This window comes from Mesorhizobium sp. L103C119B0 (genome assembly GCF_000502235.1).
Taxonomy (GTDB): Bacteria; Pseudomonadota; Alphaproteobacteria; order Rhizobiales; family Rhizobiaceae; genus Mesorhizobium.
In genome coordinates, this window is record NZ_AYXE01000006.1 from 149,411 (window position 1) to 165,476 (window position 16,066).

14 protein-coding genes are annotated in these 16,066 nt (G+C 54.7%); 4 read left to right on the forward strand and 10 right to left on the reverse strand.

Annotation, left to right across the window (positions count from 1 at the left end):
- The first annotated feature begins 16 nt into the window (after positions 1-16).
- Both X728_RS155205 and X728_RS155200 read left to right on the forward strand, forming a co-directional pair.
- On the forward strand, positions 17-466 hold the full coding sequence (locus tag X728_RS155205; protein ID WP_031195327.1) for a DUF2924 domain-containing protein: 450 nt from the start codon (positions 17-19) through the stop codon (positions 464-466).
- 2 nt (positions 467-468) lie between these two features.
- The gene (locus X728_RS155200; RefSeq protein WP_023831342.1) at positions 469-2,148 is read left to right on the forward strand and encodes a recombinase family protein; all 1,680 of its coding nucleotides are present in this window, start codon (positions 469-471) and stop codon (positions 2,146-2,148) included.
- 358 nt (positions 2,149-2,506) lie between these two features.
- Here the strand turns inward: X728_RS155200 and X728_RS155195 are convergent, their stop codons facing one another.
- Positions 2,507-3,430 carry an HNH endonuclease signature motif containing protein gene (locus tag X728_RS155195; RefSeq protein ID WP_050589888.1) on the reverse strand — a complete coding sequence of 308 codons (924 nt, stop codon included), beginning with the start codon at positions 3,428-3,430 and terminating at the stop codon, positions 2,507-2,509.
- A 314-nt stretch (positions 3,431-3,744) separates the two neighbouring features.
- On the opposite strand from X728_RS155195, the gene X728_RS1000000168715 reads away from it, so the two are divergent.
- The gene (locus X728_RS1000000168715) at positions 3,745-4,458 is read left to right on the forward strand and encodes a TIR domain-containing protein (RefSeq protein ID WP_023831344.1); all 714 of its coding nucleotides are present in this window, start codon (positions 3,745-3,747) and stop codon (positions 4,456-4,458) included.
- Between the two features lie 1,201 nt (positions 4,459-5,659).
- Here the strand turns inward: X728_RS1000000168715 and X728_RS155185 are convergent.
- The 5 genes from X728_RS155185 to X728_RS155175 form a co-directional block, all read right to left on the reverse strand.
- On the reverse strand, positions 5,660-6,301 hold the full coding sequence (locus tag X728_RS155185) for a recombinase family protein (RefSeq protein ID WP_023831346.1): 642 nt from the start codon (positions 6,299-6,301) through the stop codon (positions 5,660-5,662).
- A 197-nt stretch (positions 6,302-6,498) separates the two neighbouring features.
- Positions 6,499-7,680, reverse strand: a complete 1,182-nt coding sequence (locus X728_RS1000000167765) for a GIY-YIG nuclease family protein (protein WP_023831347.1) — start codon at positions 7,678-7,680, stop codon at positions 6,499-6,501.
- Between the two features lie 266 nt (positions 7,681-7,946).
- Entirely contained in the window at positions 7,947-8,579 is a 633-nt protein-coding gene (locus X728_RS155180) for a hypothetical protein (RefSeq protein ID WP_155923957.1), read from the reverse strand.
- 49 nt (positions 8,580-8,628) lie between these two features.
- Positions 8,629-8,991, reverse strand: a complete 363-nt coding sequence (locus X728_RS0134885) for a hypothetical protein (RefSeq protein WP_023831349.1) — start codon at positions 8,989-8,991, stop codon at positions 8,629-8,631.
- Between the two features lie 262 nt (positions 8,992-9,253).
- Positions 9,254-9,556: a hypothetical protein gene (locus tag X728_RS155175; protein ID WP_155923958.1), complete on the reverse strand. Its 303-nt coding sequence runs from the start codon at positions 9,554-9,556 to the stop codon at positions 9,254-9,256.
- Between the two features lie 114 nt (positions 9,557-9,670).
- Between X728_RS155175 and X728_RS1000000168720 the strand changes: the two genes are divergently transcribed.
- On the forward strand, positions 9,671-9,880 hold the full coding sequence (locus X728_RS1000000168720; protein WP_245266124.1) for a helix-turn-helix transcriptional regulator: 210 nt from the start codon (positions 9,671-9,673) through the stop codon (positions 9,878-9,880).
- 90 nt (positions 9,881-9,970) lie between these two features.
- On the opposite strand, the gene X728_RS1000000170270 is transcribed toward X728_RS1000000168720, so the two are convergent.
- The 4 genes from X728_RS1000000170270 to X728_RS1000000167785 form a co-directional block, all read right to left on the reverse strand.
- Positions 9,971-11,803: a nucleoside triphosphate pyrophosphohydrolase gene (locus tag X728_RS1000000170270; RefSeq protein ID WP_155923959.1), complete on the reverse strand. Its 1,833-nt coding sequence runs from the start codon at positions 11,801-11,803 to the stop codon at positions 9,971-9,973.
- Between the two features lie 579 nt (positions 11,804-12,382).
- Positions 12,383-12,964: a hypothetical protein gene (locus X728_RS155170; protein ID WP_023831355.1), complete on the reverse strand. Its 582-nt coding sequence runs from the start codon at positions 12,962-12,964 to the stop codon at positions 12,383-12,385.
- On the reverse strand, positions 12,948-13,622 hold the full coding sequence (locus X728_RS1000000170275) for an HIT domain-containing protein (protein WP_155923960.1): 675 nt from the start codon (positions 13,620-13,622) through the stop codon (positions 12,948-12,950). Before X728_RS1000000170275 ends, X728_RS155170 begins: the two co-directional genes overlap by 17 nt.
- Positions 13,623-14,314: 692 nt before the next feature.
- Entirely contained in the window at positions 14,315-16,024 is a 1,710-nt protein-coding gene (locus X728_RS1000000167785) for a site-specific integrase (RefSeq protein WP_081732381.1), read from the reverse strand.
- Between the last annotated feature and the right edge of the window lie 42 nt (positions 16,025-16,066).

The following is a 16,066-nucleotide window of genomic DNA, read 5'->3' on the forward strand; positions in this document are numbered from 1 at the left end:
GCGTAAGCGACAGGACATGGATAGTGAGATCGCCAAGATCGGCGATCTCACGCGAGACGAACTCACAGCAGCCTGGACAAAGGCCTATGGCTGCGCACCGCCCAAAAGGGTCAAACGGGGGTTGCTTGAGCGGTCGGCTGCCTGGCATCTCCAGGCCAAGCGATTGGGTGGTTTGCCTTCGACCGTGAGGAAAACACTGTGGACAGGCAACGCGCGTCAGACCTGCCAGGACGGAGTTCCGTCGCTCCGGGCCGCATCATCGGATCAGGCATCCACCTCGCCGCCACGATCTCTTCCGCCAAAAATCGGATCCCGCCTTATGCGGGAATGGAATGGTAGGATGCACATCGTCGAAGTTGTCGACGACGGTTTCGTGCTTGATGGCAAGATGTACGGGTCGCTGTCGGCGGTCGCCCGCCGTATCACCGGCGCCCATTGGTCTGGCCCGAGGTTCTTTGGGCTATGACGATGACCCGCCTCAACTGTGCCATCTACACTCGCAAGTCCACTGAAGAGGGCCTGGAGCAAGAATTCAATTCGCTTGATGCTCAGCGCGAAGCTTGTGCAGCCTTCATTGCATCGCAGCTAGGTCTTGGCTGGAAGCTGGTCCCATACCACTACGATGACGGCGGCATTTCGGGCGGCACGATGGAGCGCCCCGCCCTGCAGCGACTCCTGCAAGACATCCGGGACAAGAAAGTCGATGTCGTGGTGGTCTACAAGATCGACCGCCTTACCCGATCGCTGATGGATTTCTCCAAGATCGTCGAGATCTTCGATGCCAGCTCTGTCTCATTTGTTTCGGTCACGCAGCAGTTCAACACCACGACCTCGATGGGCAGGCTCACCCTCAACGTGCTTTTGTCCTTTGCTCAGTTCGAGCGAGAGGTCACAGCCGAACGTATCCGGGACAAGATCGCGGCGTCGAAGAAGAAAGGCATGTGGATGGGTGGCGTGGTGCCGCTGGGCTATCACGTCGACAATCGTAAGCTGGTGATTGACGAAGCTGAAGCGCAAACAGTCAGACACCTGTTCGCTCGCTATCTCACCCTGAAGTCGGTCCGGGATCTTGTCGACGAGGTTGCGAGTGACGGATTTTCGACACGATCGCGACAACGCAAAGACGGCTCCGTTGCCGTCACCATGCCGTTTGGTCGCGGCAACCTTTACCACCTGCTGTCGAACCCGATCTACATCGGCAAAATCAGACACAAGGATCAAGTCTACGATGGAGAGCACGAGCCGATCGTCACGTCGCCCATGTTCGAGGATGCCCAGGTACTTCTCGCCTCTCAGGCGCCGCGGCGACGTAGCCAGTCGAATGTCACGCAAGCGCATTTGCTCACCGGTTTACTCTTCGATGAAGCAGGCGAAAAACTGCGATCGGTTCATGCCAACAAGCAAGGTGTTCACTACCGCTACTATGTCTCAAAGCAATTCGTCGACCAGCGCCGAAACGGGTCCGATGGCTGGCGTCTTCCAGCGCAGGCTATTGAATCAGTTGTTGAGCATCGCCTGAATCGGGTTCTGAATGATCATGCCCAACTGTCTGATTGGATTCGGCAATGGGCCGGCGCTGACGAAATCCAGTCAGCGATGCGGCGAGCCGATGAGATGCGGTCGTGCTGGGCATCAGGCACGGCGGACGCGAAGCGATCTCTGCTCCAAAAGATCGTTCATAGGATCACCCTCAAGCCCGGATCATTGACCATCGACCTGGATCGCCGCTGCCTATCGGAATTGCCTCTCGACCGGATTCTGCCACCCAGCGATGGTGCCCATATAGCTTCCATCGAATGTCCAATCGGTATGAAGCGTCGCGGCGTCGAAACACGCATCGTGCTTACAGACGGATCTAACAGCAACCGAGAACCCGATGGCGCTTTGATCGACCTTCTGCGTCGAGCCCACTTGTACCTAGTCCAACTTACGGACGGAGCCAACCGCAGCCTCACCGAGGTTGCCATGCTCAACGGCACCGATACCTCTGAGGTAAGCCGCCTCCTGCCCTTCGCTTTCCTCGCACCCAAAATCACCTCCAGCATCGTTGCAGGTGATCAGCCAATCGAACTAACGACGCACCGACTCTCACGGGTCTCGGAGCTGCCGCACACCTGGGGTAGCCAGGTCACTCTTCTCGGCTTCTGACAGCATCAACAGTGCATCTAACCCGCATCACCGACCATCGCTTTGCTAAACACTTGGCTGCGAAATTCACTCGACAGAGACGGACGACCAAAAGTCCGGTGTTTTCGGCGCTCCCTGCGGTGTCTCAGCCAAGTGTTGCCAACTACTCGGCGCTAACCCAAGGAAATGTCAACGCTATTCTGAGACGGTCGAAAAACCCGGAAATCGGGCGGACGGGATGGTGGGCCCGGAGGGAAACCTACCGGCGTGAGATTTATCGAGCAATTTCAACGATATAGTCTGGAATGTTGGAGCCTTTGTTGGAACGATCCCACAGCATTTCTGCGTGGATACGAAAGTGAGCCAGCAAGATGATTGGCTATGTTCTGAAAACGCTTCCCCGATGATGCGCGAGGTAGGCTCGCTGTTGATCCACTAAAGAGGTCAGGGCGGCAAGCTCGGATATGCCTGCTGCAACCAATTGGTTCGCGGGGAGTCGATCGGATAGGACTATGCTGCCGTCATTCTCGAAGGTGATCAGCCCGAGATCGAACACGGCGTCATAGGCGGGTGCAAACATGAAACCGTTGAACACGTCCAGTCGTTCACGATTGTCGGAGTCGCGCCACGGTTTTATGTGCGATGCCCGGAGCAGGCCCTCTACTTCAAGTCCGGTCACAGCGCACTTGCCTGACCAGTGCCTCAAGAGGTCCCGCCGCCATCGCCCTTGTCCAACACGGGCTTTCACCAACGCTTCTCTGGTTGTCTCGTCCGGAACCGTTCGCTCCAGCGCGTCTGCGACTATTTGGTCGACAGGCGCCACGAAAGTGAGCCTATCACAGATCAGTTGACCGGCTTTCGGTGGGATGGAGAACAGATATCCCTGCACACCCTTCTTTTGCTTCGTGATCGGGGAATTTCGATCCGGCAGTAGAGGTATGAGACCGTCAACAAAGGCGGAAAGCTGAACCGCGGGTGCGATCGTGCGATAAACAACATCAACACGTCGCCCATCATTGTTCCATCCGCCCTGAAATTCTTCCGGTTGAGGGGCGTCGTAGGCTGCGGACGATGCTACGCCGATCGCCCCGATGGACTGATCAGCGTAAGAGAAAATTACATCGCCCGGCCTGACCAGCGTCATGTTCGACCAGTGAGTGAAGACGGCCCCGCTACTGCCACTCTTCGGCGCCCATAGATAGCCGCCTTCACGTTCCTGCTTATGCGTCTGGTTTTGCGACACCCACCAATAAGCCATGCAATCTACCGCGCCCTCTGCCATCCATATCTTGTATCGCAGCATGCCGGAGAGCCAGCAAGCCTAACTGAGACGGTTAGCGATTTCCCGTGAGACCTACTCGCGGCGCACTGAAACAGATGCCACTCAGCCTGAAATGATCAATTTGCAACAGGGTGCAAAATTCAAATTCCGTAGAGCCAATCGGAGACGTCGCGTACCGGACATGTTTACCAAATGTTTGAAGCCGGTTGCGAGTGTTTTGGTTTTTGTAACTGCACGTGAACCTAGCCACTCGGATTGACCGTTCGTCCAAATATGATTACCGCGGCGAGTTACATGGCGTAGTTGAGTGGCACGCAACGATTGGGAAGCATCAAATGAGCGGAAAGTATTACGATGGTTTCGACGCCTTGCGGGCGCTGATTGAAGACGCGGGGCAGAAGGGGGCTTGGATCGAAAATAACGGAAGCCATCAATTCAGATGCACGAGGGGCGGTGTTCTCACCTTCTGGCCCGGTACCGCTACCGTTACGATACAGGGCAAGTCACCGGGTAAAGACGAACTCGAAGCCATCCTAGACGGAAAAGCGCGACCTGTGGCCGTGGCGGATAGACAGCCCGCTCAACCGGAGCCAAGCAAAAAGATTTTCGTGGTGTATGGCCATGACAAAGACTCAAGAACTCAGCTTGACGCCATGCTGCGTCGTTGGCGTCTTGAACCGGTCATCCTCGATGAGTTACCCTCGAAAGGGCAGACGATCATTGAAAAGCTGGAGGACTACACCGAGGACGTTGGCTTCGGGGTTGTTCTGGCAACACCAGATGACTTCGGATACCCAAAGGATCATGAGGACCAAAAGGCCTATCGAGCCCGGCAAAATGTCGTGCTCGAGTTGGGGATGCTTCTTGTGAAACTTGGCCGCCCGAGGGTCGCGATCTTGCTCGGGTCTCAAGTGCAAATGGAACGACCGTCCGACATCCAAGGCCTTATCTACATCCCATTCAAGACTGAATTGCAGAAAGAGGCGGGGCCGCTTCTTGCAAAGGAGATGGCTGAACAGGGCTACCTTATCGACGTAAAAAACCTATAGGAGTTTCTCGGAGACACAGTTCTGGATCAGAGCAACTTGGGACCTGCGGTTGCAATTTTGCTAGCCGATGGCATAGCCACATTTAGGCCGCCGCCAACTTCTCATGGTTCTTGAATGCCGCTTCGAAATCCCCAGAGCTATAGAGGCGGGCGACCTAAACGAAGCTCGACTAAGACCACTTACTTCCTGACACTAAAGGATGTCAGCACTGCTCTGCGCGCTTCCGAGTTTGCTCGTCTAGTTGGGATACCATTGAACACCCACGCAACGGTGAACTTTCCGAGTGGCATCGCGGAAGACAAAGCGTCGATTTACATCGCAAAGACAATAAAGAACCTTCGGCAGTGGTTACGTCGACGCGGTATATCGGGTGCGCAGACCACGCATCTTTGGGTTCGCGAGAGAAGACCCGATCAGGCCAGTCACGTCCATTTGCTCTTTCACTTGCCTCTTTCGGCTCGCCTCACTAACAGCCGCTTTGCAGCGCTGATCCCTCGCGAGGCCGGAATTGTTCTGGGCGAAGTTCCGGACAGGGCCGGCCGCGATAGCGGTACCCCTGTCCTAGTCCTGCGTGCGAAGAGCGATGAACAAACGCGGGAATGGACTAGATACGTGCTCAAGGGCATTTCGGCGTTAGACGCAAACGATTTTGGGCTGAGGCCAGCCAGACAAGGGCCTATCGCCGGAAAACGCGTCGGTGTCGCCGAGAACATTGGGGCCTCTGAATGGACGAACTGGACGACCGATTACAGAATTGGCGGGCGCGAGTTTGCGCTTCAGCGCTGGCGCGAGCGAGCGGAAGCCGCGAAAAGAGTACAAGCTCGAACTGGGCCCGCGTGAACGCCTTGTGTACCTGCGAGACGTTTCCTCGCTCGGGAGTTCTTTAGAGGGGAAAAGATCCTCCATCGCTGCGCGATGTCGGACTGCTCACCGCTTCGCGATGGCAGGCCTCAGTTTTTGCCTTTTCACAAGTCCGCCTTTGAAGCTCTGTATATGGTGCTACCTACTAAGGCGTAGCCTGTCAATCGCACCGCAAATAAGGGCTTCTAACTTACTGTTTTCGCTAGTAATTTTTTGATTTATACACTGCTTGGCGAAGCAAGTTAATTCACAATCGATACATTCCTTCCGTGGCAGCGGGGCCGCAATTCCACGCTTCTCCAAGGTTTGCACCCAGTTGCAAAATTCCCCCACCTTCAACCTACGCGTTGGTGGCGTTAACACCACGATCGGTAGCACCGCTCTTTGCCAACCTTGCGAGCGTGGACCGACTACATCCCGTTGCGGCGACGATAGTATTCCAGCTTTGCCCGCCCTTTAACATGTTCAGGATCGCGTTGTTGCGCTTCTTGTCTTCCGGGCGGCCTCGGTATTTGCCCTCGTCCTTAGCCTTTTCGATGCCTTGCTTCTGCCTACGGCGCCTGTCGTCGTAATCTTTCCGGGCAATCGCGGCGATCATGTCGAGCATCATGTTGTTGATTGCATCTGCCATCCGCGAAGTGAACTCGTCGGCGTTCACGGATGCCATGCCCCAAGATGTCGGGAGATCGAGAGCGACAACCTTGACGCGTCGATCTCTGATCTCATCCTTCAACTTGCTCCAATCTGCTCCGTTCAGTCTGCTCAGCCGATCCACCTGTTCGATCAGTAGAACGTCTCCCGGCTGGCAATCCGAGAGAAGCCGAAAGAGTTCAGGACGCGCGAGCGAGGCGCCACTTTCATTTTCCAAATAGGTAGCTGCGATTTGCAGACCACGTTCCTTGGCAAACGCAAGGAGATCGCCCTTGGCACGGTTTGCGTCCTGCTCTTTGGTTGATGCTCGAAGATATGCACGCACGAACATTATGTGACCCCGGTTCGATATGGTTGGTCTCATATTGCCCGGTACGATTAGGGTGGTCAAACCTTATTATCGAACCACGCCAAAAGGCGGTCTGCTAAAGGCATACCCAAATGTCCTTCGATGAAAGGTAATGCTGCCCCCCCGAAACCGAACGTACGTTGATCGTCACCTGACGATTGTCTTCGAGTCGGGGGGGGTCAGGAGTACCTAGAGTGTCTCTGTTTTGTCGGGGCCGGCCTGATAACCAGTCCATCAAGAGAATTCAGCGAGAGCGTCACTCTCGGATTGCGATACTCTTCCGGCAAGGGCGGTGGATTTTCGATCAAGGCGTTGGGGATATGGATTGATGCTCGCCGGTTGGAGGCCGCGTAGTCCTTCGTGGCAGACGCCAGTTGCTCCATGCACTCCTGTTGTGTCGGGAACGTCTGCGGTTTCCAAATCGACTTTTCCCGAAGGCGGCCGGATATCATGAGGGACCAGTAGATGGCTTCGCCGTGCTGACGGACCTCGACTTTGAAGATGATGAAGTCTTCGAATTTTCCGCCGAAAAGCTTCGAGAAAAATGAAGGAGAGTCGAAGTTGGGCTTATATTGGAAGTCGAATAGAACGACTTCACATGCACCTTCCTTGTGCCATTGCCCTTCTCTAGTAGCGTCGAAGGCCTTCCGCTCGGCTAGTTTCTCTCGCTCTTTCTGCTGCTCCGCTGCACGCTCTTCCAAGTCTTTGCGGCGTTGGATTTCGGCCTCTGCTCGCTTGGCGAAAGCGTCATCCATGATCAAAGCATGCTCGGGATATAACTCCGCAAAGGCCCGAGCGCAGGCATCTTTGGCCCCGTCAAGCGAAACCTTAAAGAACTCCTTGCCATGACGGTGAGGAGCTAGATGGGCATGGGCCCTTTGCTCGACAGCTTTGGGATCACCAACGATAGGCAGCGACCACTCGATCCTAAAGCCTGTCGGGACACTCGTGACACCCGACAATTCGGACGCTCGCTTTGCTACTGTGCCTGTAGTGTAACCGACCTTGAGCAACCCCGGCATCGACGGGTTGCTGAGAACATATACGTTTCCCTCAATAGCAGCGCCGAGTTCGCTCGGGGCATATATGATGAGGCTCTCGGGGATGATTGAGAAATACTCCCTGCGGTAGCCAGAGCGCAGGTGTCGTATTTCATATTCAAAGCGCACTCGATCCCCTACAGCAACAGGTGAAAGCTGGTCGTCGGTAAAGATGCTGAACTGATCGTTGCCTATATAGAAGCTATGAGCTTGATTTCCGCTTTTGGCGACGCGGGACGAGCACTTTGTCACCACTCCGTCAGCTTGTTTTACCTTGTGGCGGCTAGCCGATCGGCGGTAGGCCGCGCTGTCACTGTTCATGAATATTCTTCCGGCGAGTCAAAGGAGCGCTCAGATAGCCAATCATCAAGAAGAAAGGAAGAAGCGACCGCTGCCAAGGAATTAGGCCACGCCCCCGGCTCTCAGGAAGATGGCAGGGCGGCCGTTGCGCATAGTGAGATTAATGGGAACGGCCGAAACTATCGGGATTATCCGGCTAGAAGATGTGTGTTTAGACGGGGCACACCCAGACTAGATTGTAATCTCGAATGAGATCGTATTAGCCCATCGTTCTCTCCGGGAGGAGATCACCGAGGTGCCGAATTTAGGATTGTGCGAAAGAACTCTTCCACGTTCTCGTCGGTCAACTTGAGATTTTCTTCCCATTTGATGTGCGAAAGTGGTTTTCCTGTAACCGGATGAAGCGCGCTCGGGTCGAAGGATGGGTCAAAAAGATCGGGTCTAGCGGAGTGAAGCTCAGCACCACTCTTGCCGTTGTTATGCTTTAGACAGTTCACAATTCTGTTCAGGTCGGCTAGTCCGTTTATATCAACTTGAATGCCGCTCGTAGTTAAGGCGGATACATAATCGCCGTGGTTCGGCCTTTTCTTTTCGTATTTGGCCCAGCTAAGTGCTCCACGCTCCCACTGATGGTACGCTAAGATGGCAAAAGCTTTCCGAAGCGTCGACAGCGCTTCTTCGGCCTCAAAGCGTCGCTCTGCCAATTCGTCCCCGTAGTCAAAGCCTATACCAGTATCCTCGTCTACCTCTGACCACTGAGCTTCATCAGCATCGACCCTTGTTTGAAAATCGTTGCCATCTTTTTCGATGTCTTCAATTTGGTTGACGAACGTAGCGCAGGCAGCGCGGAAGGCAGCGCGCGTAGCAAGAACATTCATCTTAAAAAATGCTCCACGAACTTTGCTAATTGCCATATTCATGATCAGGCCCTCCGATCCGACCCGGAGAAGCCGGATCGCTTGCTGCTTATTAGAAATGCGTGGCGAGCATCTTAGTCGCTAAGCCAATATCTATCGGCTTGCGATCCCAACTTCCGACGCGTGTCGGCTGACCAAACTCGTCAACGATGCGCTCCCGGCCTTCTAGATGGCCTTTGGCTTTGCCATTTATCGGGTAGACGGAGAAGAGGCTTGGCATCGCACCCAGCACCGCGTAAAGGCCGCCGCCTTGCTCTTCTAAGCCCTTCCTTAGGCAATACGCCAAGTAGACGCCGTCGATGTCGTGCCCTTGGCACTTAGTTAGCTGGCCCTCATACGTTGCTTCTAGGACGATCAGCGCCTTGTGCCGAACCTCCTCGGGAACATCGCTAGATGCTCCGTACCCGGTCTGCATCGTGACTATCGTGACTTTAGCTGGCACCGATGGATTGGCCGCTTCCGACGTTGTCGAAGTTCCCCCAGACGTGAAGTACCAGATGACTGCGCCCCAAAAAACTATAGGGCCGACAATGGTGCCGACTCTCCCCATTTCGATTGCCCCCTAATGCGCCGCACGCACTTAATTCCATAGCTGCCTTAGGGGAGCAAGTGCGATCTCGCTTTTGCGCGGCCTTGTACACTTGCTCCACGCGCCGCCCGATCAGGATCGATATGGCTTATCTGACGGAAGGTTCTACCCGAGCAGAGGCGGCCCCCTTCTGGCGCTTGCGCACGTCGTCGGCGAGCACCCGCAAGTGCTTCTCGATTAGGCAGAGCGCCGCGAGCCCGCCGCACAGGATCGAGGCTACGACGAAGCCGAGCGCCAGACCGATCATCCCGCCGCTGTTGCCCAAGAGCACATTTCCGCCGAATGCGAAGATAGTGATGATGGCGACTGCCAAGATGACATTGATGGCAGACAGCGTGTTCACGAGTGATCGGTTCACTTTCCCCTCCAGTTGATTGCCCGACAGCGGCAATCTCGCCGCCTACCAATATCTAATTTTTGGATAATCCAGATATCGGATTACCGGCGGGTTGATCACTGGTCAACCGTTCATATGCCGAAGTCGGTTCACTCCGAACGCCACAGAATGATTGCATCGGCGCTGGCAAGTCAGCGCCGGGCAAAAGGGCTATCGCAGGCCGAGGTTGCCAAAATTCTCGGTAGGCATCAGCCGTTTATCGCGAACATCGAAAGTGGCGAACGTCGAGTCGATCTTGTTGAGCTTATGGATATCGCAAAGATAATCGATTTTGATGTGATTGCGCTGTTGCGCGATCTTCAAGATATCGCCGAGTGATGATCATCAGCAACTGGCGCTTTCATCGACGAAAAGGCTTGGACTCCTTTTTCCTATCGAAGTATTATGCGCCGCGCGCTAGATCGCTTTCTATTCAAACAATCTCAGTTGCTCTTCGCGACTGTTATCTTCATCGATTATCTTCAATGAGACAACCAAACCATTACGCGACATTCTAGCAGACAACGCGATCCTATTATTGCGCAGGGTTGTCTCGATTGGCAATTTTCCCTCAAGCAATGCGGAGAATGGGAAAATAACACTGCCTTCTCCTGTGGACCTAGGAGCATCAAGCTCGTGCAAACGTATCTCGGAAAGTCCGGCTTGCTTCTGGCCGGGCTGAGCGAACGAGGTCTCGACCAAAACCCGGCGCTCGACAAAACCTCCGCGATCCGCGCGTTTCCGGTTGGCGGCCTCCTCGACATCCTGCCAATTCGCCCCTTTCGCCTGTGCAATTGCCCGAAGTATCTCAAATAGGTCGGAGATTTCTTCGACGGCACCCGGCAGTTGTGTAGCGGTGCGAAGCTCAAAAGCCTCTTCAAAAAGCTTGCCGAACAGAGCATCTATGAGATCAGATTTCGCCAAGCGGCCTTCTACAACATTTTCACCGCCACCTTTGATGTTTTCGGGTATTTTGTCTCTGACAAGCTTTCCAAATATTCTTTTTCCGCGTGAACGAGAGTAATTCGCATAATTTGGCGGGTTAACCACCACACCGGATTGAAATAGCCGATAGTAAGTGTGACTTAACGCTGATCCGAGTATTTCAACTGGCAGTGACCTAGCTTGGGCAACAGCGATGACTTGATCTAAGAATTGCTCACTCCGGATAAGATCAGCATCCGGATCGAGTCTAATGGTTACATTTCCCGACGGCAGGCGTGTGAGGTCTTCAGCAGTAGATACTGTAATTGGACGAAATTTCGGCCCTTGACGCGGTGCAGGATCGACAGTCTCTCGCGCTCTAAACCAAGGTAGATTTCGTCCTACCTGATAGTCAGACGGAATGCCTGAAAACCACATAATTTGCGCCCGTTCCCCGAGCTTTTCCGCTATACGGGCGGTCCTTATGCCGATTTCGACAACATCGGAGCGAGGCAACGTAGATGCTCGGCTTTTCCGCTTTAGAACGTCTACATATTTCCACTCACCGCTTGGCGTCTCGTAAAGAAAACGCGGTTTGTACCGGATTTTTTCCGACACGATCTTCTGACGCTTAACATCCACCTGATATGTGTCATGGGGAAGGACTTGAAGGCCATCCGGAAGGCCCCACAAACCATCCACGAATGCTATTTTTTGTCCGGGATCGGCGTAAGCCCAAACGCCCGCATGAGCCGGCAGAAACGCGTGCGTGATAAAAGCTACGTTGCCGAGGGAACTCACCTTATCTCGATAATGGCCTATTTGATGAGCTAACCAGTCAACCGCTTGTTTGCCATCTACTGTCTCGGTGCGAGGAAGGTTGAAGTTGGCCGCACCTTCTTCGGCAATCTCCATGCGGATCACAGCACTGCCCGCCGTTATGGCTTCAATTTCACGAGCCAAGCCGTGGGCGTCTGTTGCTAGCTCTAGGTCAATCCGATCAGCCGTCGCTGAATACAGGCGAGGTGCTGCGCTCGCCGTGTCAAAATCGAAATCTTGAAGGTTCCGAAGCTTTTTCCAGCGCGTTGGATTTCCGACGATGTACGGTTCGAACACTCGCGCTGCTTCAATTTCGGGCGCGCGGCGGAGAGTTGAACGCATGTGATCCAACGGGTCAATGCCGCTATCAAGTTGGCTCCACTCGAAGTCAAGTTGAACGAGCCAGAGCCTTTTGTGCGCCACGACCCATTCGACATGGACACGCGGCGCACAGGTTTCTGTAAGCCATTTGCCCACGGACCGCAGAGTAGGGTGCGGCACCGTGAGCGGCGTAGCCAAGGCCCTTATCGGGTCTGGCCCAGTAGCGAACTTTGAGTTTAGGCCTCTTGGAGCAGCCCAAACGGGTCTATCGAGTTCATACTGCCACTGGTTCCGGGTCGGACTTACCCCGACCTCGTTCGATAAATGACCCGAACCCTCTGCTGCAATGTACGCTTGGACTATTAGGCCTATGTCCTTCGCTTCACCTCGATCTCTTGCATGAGCGAAAATCTCGTCAGCAGCGTTTAAGACGTCACTCGCAGTAGAGCTTTGAGGGACTCGAATAGATAGGTATCGACCTCTATCGGCGATTAGTTCATCGATGCCGCTAGACCGCACAATCAAGCCGTCGCTGCAAATAGGTCGCCTCGCGTCAATCCATTGATCCAACGAGACCGAGAGTTCCAGCGGCGCTGACTTCCCGTCCCTACGCAAGACGTTAAGCTCAACACCAATCGCGACGTAAGGTGGACACCATGGGGGAGGTATCGAACGCAGCCCGGCCGCCTTTGCCCCATATCGTTCAGCGTAAGCCGAGAAATCCTCAAAGCTTTGCCTTAGATGATGATCGCTTTGCGGCTCGATCCAGACCATTACCTATTCAGAGTCGTCCTGCCGCGTCGTGCCAATATATCGCTGAGCGAAATTTTGCAGGGCGGCTATTACGTTGTCCGAAAAATAACCGAACAGGAAGCCAAATCCGAGGGAAAAATAGGTGGTTCGAAAGCTCTCATTTTTGACAAACGGAACCAGCCCGGACACAATGATAAACGCCAAAAATACAGAAACGACGCCGGAGATAAGAGGCACGAGCAAACGCCACAAAACCCGGTCTCGGCTCCAAAAGCCATGAGCAACAGAGTGATACAGCCATTTCAGATCAAATGTGAGACCGCCGACCGCACCTGAGAGTACAACGAGCACCCAATCGATCATTTGTCGATGAAAGGCTTGGTTGAATATTCCGATTTGAATGCTTTGAACACCCTTGGGAGTATTTGAAATGCAGATACCAAGGTAAAGTATGGCCGTGCCAGCAAGTGCTAAGAACGTCAGTAGATAGACTAGTTCCAGCCCAATTTGGCACCATGCAGACATCGGATAGCGGCTCCGCCATTGACCTGCATCGCGTCCGTCCGTGAGGTCGACCTCATCTGCAGATTTATTGGTATCCGCCATCGGCTCCCCCGAAGAGGGCAGCCGTTTGCCGTAAAACTGGTAGCTCCGGGAACTGCTTGTAGTCCCAAAGCTCCCCTTTGTGGAGTTCTGCCGCGATCAAACGTCGAAACCACTGAGACTGTGGCGTCACAGGCGCGCCAATCGCCCCACGACCTTTGGCGTCAGAAACAGATAGGTATTCAGAACCGACGAAACCTCCGGCCGCCTCAAGCGTGTCGTCAACGACCCGCCAGTTCACATCCGGTTGATCTTTAGCCAGTCCCACGAGATCGAACTCCAGCGGAACTATGTGCAGGTGTGCTTGCTCGACTCCGCAATTTACAGCACTGCCGATATGGCCGCCGTGCTCAAATTGGTACGGCGTTTTGCCTTTGTCGGAGACCTGACGAGATAGCTCCACCGTAAGGCCACGAAGTTCACTACGCTCTTCATGGTTGAGATGGGAAAGATTGGGCATCGGTCGCCGAGGTACTACTAGCACCCAGCCCACGCACAAACTCCCGAGGGACGGCAGTACTACGAACGATTGCGTCTGCCTGAGAGGCAAATCGTATGCCGGGCGGGCGCAATGCTCCCCCGCCGTAATCCAACGAAATTTTTCGCTCCGAAGCACCATGGGCCATATATACGGGAGTGATCCCCTCCGTGGAAGGGTCATGCTGGCTAACTGCGGCCTAACAAGAACAAAATTATTCCGTCATAAGGAAACTGGCTAACTGGCATGCGCTGTCATGCCAATTCCGTGATGCTGCGGCCACGAGGATCACTCTCGCTGCAAGAGCGCAGGCTTTCTCAAAACCTTGCGAGAGTTAGCAATCACAAACTATTTGCCTACCGACTCACGCTTGGCGATAGGGTCGTGGCGGGCCGCGCTAGCCCCGCTGGACAGCGGCAATATTGTTCGTAAAGAAAGGGGCTCTCCGGAAAACATCGACGATATGAGCCCCGTGCTGGGCGCGTAGCATTGCGGCCGAGTCAATCGGCTCCATGGCGAGGGCACAAAACCACTCCACACCAGTTACGCCATATCTTTCTACGATGCGGTTCCAAGGAACGGGTTGCCGGAACCGGCGATGCAAGGCCATGTGAATTGACCGGCTGACTGGATATGGCGACCATGGCGAATAGTAGTTTTCGAGGTGCATTTGGAGATCGTCTACAGAGCCCGAGATTGAGCATCGCTCGGGCTTTGCCAGCCAGCCATTGTCGGTGAAGTGGTGTATGAGTTGCCAGCCGCGAACTCGCTCCTCGTGAGTGAAGCCGTTATAGAAAGGCATTCGACGCCACTTCCAATCTGGAAGATCAGTCGGCTCATTAAGGTTCACAGGATTTGCACCCAGTTGCAAAGTTTCAGGCTGCTTCCGGCTGATCTGCCTTCGCCATGTGTAAATGGCTGAGATCAAGGCCGGGATACGTCACCTTGTCCATCCATTGGCTGAGAACCGCAGGACGCGCGCCTTGCCCATAGCGCTCTTCGATGCTGCCGCCACGGCCCCAGCCTCCCAGCGCCCGAGTCACATCGGTAGGGCTTCCCGCGTTGCGCAGCCCATCGCGGAAGTTGTGCCGAAGGGAATGAAAGGAAACGCCCGCCCGCACCCCTATTTTCTGTTTCAGCATGTAGCTGAACCGCTTCTGAAACATATCGACGCAATGCTGTTGATCGTCTCCCGGCAGATCGATGAACAGCCTTCCGCCAGCCCGCTTTCGATCCTCAACGAACTTCATCAACCCGAGCCGTTTTAGCTCGGCATGAATAGGAACGACACGAGCCGCGCCACGGGTTTTCAGGCTGCGGTCATCCGTCCGACGCAGGACGATAGCGTCAATGCCGTCAACCGTTTGGAATTCGTCAGTGTGCAGCCACAGGACTTCGCCAAGCCGCATTCCAGAAAACAGTCCGACCAATGGTGCCCAGAACCTCCCACCACGTCGATTGCCGGCCCAACCGGGCAACTCCGCTAGTAAGCCTTTCAGTTCATCGTCGTTGAAGGTCAGCCGGGACGATCCCTCTTTGGGCTGTCCGGCCATCAAGCGGGAGGCCGGATTGTGATCGATGATGCCCTTCTGAACGGCGTAGTTGAAAAACGCCGACAGATGATGAGCGTAGACCTGCACCGTGCCTTGCGAGAGGAGTTTGGCGCTGGTCGACTTCGCCAGTTCGGCCAACTCTTTAAGCCCCTTCCCGCGAAATGCAGACAGCTTGTTATAGTTGCGGGGCAGCGCGGCTAAGAGTTCATGGCAGGCTGCACAATCCGCTCGGGTAATCTCGCCAATCGGCTTGTCGTCACCAACGACCTCGCGAAGGACCGCGAACGGCAGAATGTATTTCTTGCCCGCGCTTTCGGTCAGATGACCTCGCGTCGGATCATTCTCAAATCGAGTTATGACTTGGCCGAGTGACTGCCCGGATGGCAGGGACAATTTCGGCGGCAGGCTGTGTGCGAATGTGTTGGAGAATAATGCATCTGTCGCCGTTGATCCAATCACCCCATTGATGCGGCTTAGCTCCCGTTCTAGGTGCTCTTGCTCCGCACGGCGGATGAGGGACGCGAACTCGAACCAAAGGCGGTCACCGCGATCAAGTTCTAAGCCAAGCTCTTTGATCACCTTTGCAGTCGCCGGCTGGACAGCGCTTGCCCAGACCTCTTCGTGCGGCGAACCAATGTTCGCCAAATCCGTATGGATGATTTCCTTCGCGGCTTCCGGGCTGGTGTCTCCCCAATCCGTTGTCCGGCGCTCAAGATTGTAGAGGTGCAGCCGGGCAGCATCGAAAAGCTGTTGGCGCGTGACGCCACGGCTTGCCACCGCGCTTGGCGCTTTTCCCAGAGGAGCATCCGCGAAAACCTTGTCGGTTTCGGCTGCCATCCTCCGCGCCCTATCGGAAGCGACACGAAAGTCCGTGGTGTTGAGGCTCCGGGTTACCTGTTGCTTGCCGCCAAGCAACGAACGGACCTCTTCGGGTATCCTGCGCACGTAAAAATAGGCACTCTTCTTTCGTATCAGACCAGCGACTTTTGCCACCCAAAACCGTCCAAATGTTGGAGCCGATGTTGGAACCATACAGGACGGAAAGCGCTTTGGAAACAGCAGTTTGTAGGATTT

What these genes read in the sequence shown, in the direction of transcription:
- X728_RS155205 (WP_031195327.1), top strand. Translation starts at nt 17, where the DNA reads ATGGATAGTGAGATCGCCAAGATCGGCGATCTCACGCGAGACGAACTC.
- X728_RS155200 (WP_023831342.1), top strand. Translation starts at nt 469, where the DNA reads ATGACCCGCCTCAACTGTGCCATCTACACTCGCAAGTCCACTGAAGAG.
- X728_RS155195 (WP_050589888.1), bottom strand. Translation starts at nt 3,430, where the DNA reads ATGCTGCGATACAAGATATGGATGGCAGAGGGCGCGGTAGATTGCATG.
- X728_RS1000000168715 (WP_023831344.1), top strand. Translation starts at nt 3,745, where the DNA reads ATGAGCGGAAAGTATTACGATGGTTTCGACGCCTTGCGGGCGCTGATT.
- X728_RS155185 (WP_023831346.1), bottom strand. Translation starts at nt 6,301, where the DNA reads ATGTTCGTGCGTGCATATCTTCGAGCATCAACCAAAGAGCAGGACGCA.
- X728_RS1000000167765 (WP_023831347.1), bottom strand. Translation starts at nt 7,680, where the DNA reads ATGAACAGTGACAGCGCGGCCTACCGCCGATCGGCTAGCCGCCACAAG.
- X728_RS155180 (WP_155923957.1), bottom strand. Translation starts at nt 8,579, where the DNA reads ATGAATATGGCAATTAGCAAAGTTCGTGGAGCATTTTTTAAGATGAAT.
- X728_RS0134885 (WP_023831349.1), bottom strand. Translation starts at nt 8,991, where the DNA reads ATGCAGACCGGGTACGGAGCATCTAGCGATGTTCCCGAGGAGGTTCGG.
- X728_RS1000000168720 (WP_245266124.1), top strand. Translation starts at nt 9,671, where the DNA reads ATGATTGCATCGGCGCTGGCAAGTCAGCGCCGGGCAAAAGGGCTATCG.
- X728_RS155170 (WP_023831355.1), bottom strand. Translation starts at nt 12,964, where the DNA reads ATGGCGGATACCAATAAATCTGCAGATGAGGTCGACCTCACGGACGGA.
- X728_RS1000000170275 (WP_155923960.1), bottom strand. Translation starts at nt 13,622, where the DNA reads ATGACCCTTCCACGGAGGGGATCACTCCCGTATATATGGCCCATGGTG.
- X728_RS1000000167785 (WP_081732381.1), bottom strand. Translation starts at nt 16,024, where the DNA reads ATGGTTCCAACATCGGCTCCAACATTTGGACGGTTTTGGGTGGCAAAA.